Below are 2,124 nucleotides of genomic sequence, written 5' to 3'. Positions count from 1 at the left end.
CCGAAGGAGTCCCTGCGCTGACCCTCCGGGAAGGCGGACGGCCCGCGGACGGCGGCCCGGGGACCCTGCCGCACCACAGTGTGGAAGTAGGGTCTCCGTTTATTCGGACTGGCTGGATATGATCGGCATCCCCACCCCACAGGGCCGTGTCGGCAGTTCCCCCATGCCCGCGTCCAGGCCCGCCTCCGCCGCTCCCGAGGACCGATGTCTGCGATGGCACCCGAAGGCCCGCCGAGCCCGCCGCCCGTCCGGCGCCGCCGCACCGTACGCCTGCGTACGCTGCTGGTCTGCCTGGCCGTCGTCCCCACCGTGGCGATGGGCACCCAGACCGCCGTCACCGCCCAGCGCCTGCTGGTCCGTTCGGAGCACCTGCGCGCCGACGTCGAGGCAGGCCAACGGATCGGGGTGCCGCTGGTCAGGCTGATGAACGAGCTGCAGGCCGAGCGCGCGATGACGGCGGCCCGGTGGGCCGGCTCGCCCGTCACCGACGAGGCCCTGCGCGACAAACGAGCCGAAACCGACCGGGCGGCCGCCGAGTTCCGCCGTGCGTCGGGCACCGGCAGCGACCCCGAGCAGGGCTCGGAACGCGGACCCGACGGCCCCGCCGGGGGACGCCTGGAGGCCGTCAGCGGACGCCTCGACCTGCTGGCCTCCTACCGCAAGCGCGTGGACGCCCACAGCGGCAGCGCCGAGCAGGCGGTCGGCTACTACACCGGCGTGATCGACGACATCATCCGCGCCTACCAGGACGAGTTCAGCCACCCGGAGGACGCCGAACTCTCCCAGGAGAGCAGGCTGGCCGTCTCCCTGTTCTCGGCCACCGAGATGGTCACCCGCGAGGACACGGCCCTCGCACTGGCCGGACCCTCCCGTGAACTCGCGGCCACCGGCTTCTCCCAGTTCCTCGACGCCGTCGGCAGCCACCGGTACCTGTACGACACCTGGATCGTGCCGTACCTCCCGCCCGCCGAACTGGCCTCGTACGACAAGCTGACCGGTTCGCAGGCCTGGCAGACCAAGCTCCGCATCGAGAACGCGGTCATCGCCAACCACAAGGACACCGCGACCGGTGTGAAGCTGCCGGCCGACGTCGGCGACTGGTCCGCCGCCTACCGCACGTTCGCACCGGGCCTCGCCGCGCTCAACACCGACCGGGCCCGCAGCGTGTTCGACGACGCCGACGCGACGGCCTCCGAACTCGAAGCCGAGGTCTCCTGGCTGATCGCGGCCAGCGGCGGCTCCCTGCTCCTGGTCACCGCGGTCGTCGTGCTCACCACGCGGTCGGTCCTGCGCCGGCTCGGCCGGCTCCACACGCGGACCGTCGCCATCGCCGAGGAGACCCTGCCCGACGTGGTGGCACGCCTCCAGCGCGGCGAGGCCGTCGACGAGGCGGCCCTGCCGGCCGTGCGCGGGCGCCAGGACGAGGTCGGGCAGATAGCCGACGCCTTCGCCCGGGTGGTCGCCGCGTCCGTCGACGGACACCGGCAGCTCGCCGCCGAACGGCACGGCTTCGGCCTGTTCGCCTCGGGCATCGCCTCGCGCACCGGAAACCTCGTCAGCCGGCAGCTGAGCCTGACCGAGGACCTCCAGGACACCTTCGGCCACGACGAGGCGCTCCTGGCCCAGCTGATGCGCTCCGACCAGCTGACGGTGGGCATGCGGCGCCAGATCGAGAACCTGCTCATCCTCGCCGGCGGCGAGATCCCCGACCCCCACACCGACCCCATGCGCGTCGCCGACCTGCTGCGCGAGGCCGCCGCGGAGGTCGAGGACTTCCGCCGCATCGAACGGCAGGCCCTGGACGAGGCCAGCGTGCAGCCGCACGCCATCAGCCAGATCAGCCACCTGCTGGCGGAACTCCTGGACAACGCGACCCGGTTCTCGCCGCCCCGCTCGAAGGTGGTCGTCCGCGCCGAACTCGTCGCCGACGGGCTGTCCGTCGAGATCGAGGACCGCGGCCCGCGCGTCTCGCCCGCCGGGTACGAGGCCATGAACGAGCGCCTGCACTCGGCGCCGCCCTACTCCGTCCTCGCCGAGAACGCCCACCGCCTGGGCCTCTTCGTCGTGGGCCACCTCGCCGACCAGCTGCAGGCCCGCGTCACGCTGCGCCGCTCCGTGTACGGG

The 2,124-nt window shown here is 73.0% G+C and carries 1 protein-coding gene; it reads left to right on the top strand.

What is annotated here, in order from left to right; genetic code table 11:
• Positions 1 to 204: 204 nt before the first annotated feature.
• Positions 205 to 2,124 (top strand): sensor histidine kinase (locus VR44_RS31380; protein WP_045951011.1); only part of this gene is annotated, 1,920 nt, incomplete at its 3' end.

Origin of the sequence: Streptomyces katrae, assembly GCF_000966975.1 — a bacterium.
In the GTDB taxonomy this organism is placed as follows: domain Bacteria; phylum Actinomycetota; class Actinomycetes; order Streptomycetales; family Streptomycetaceae; genus Streptomyces; species Streptomyces katrae.
This window is presented reverse-complemented; position numbering and strand designations above follow the sequence as displayed.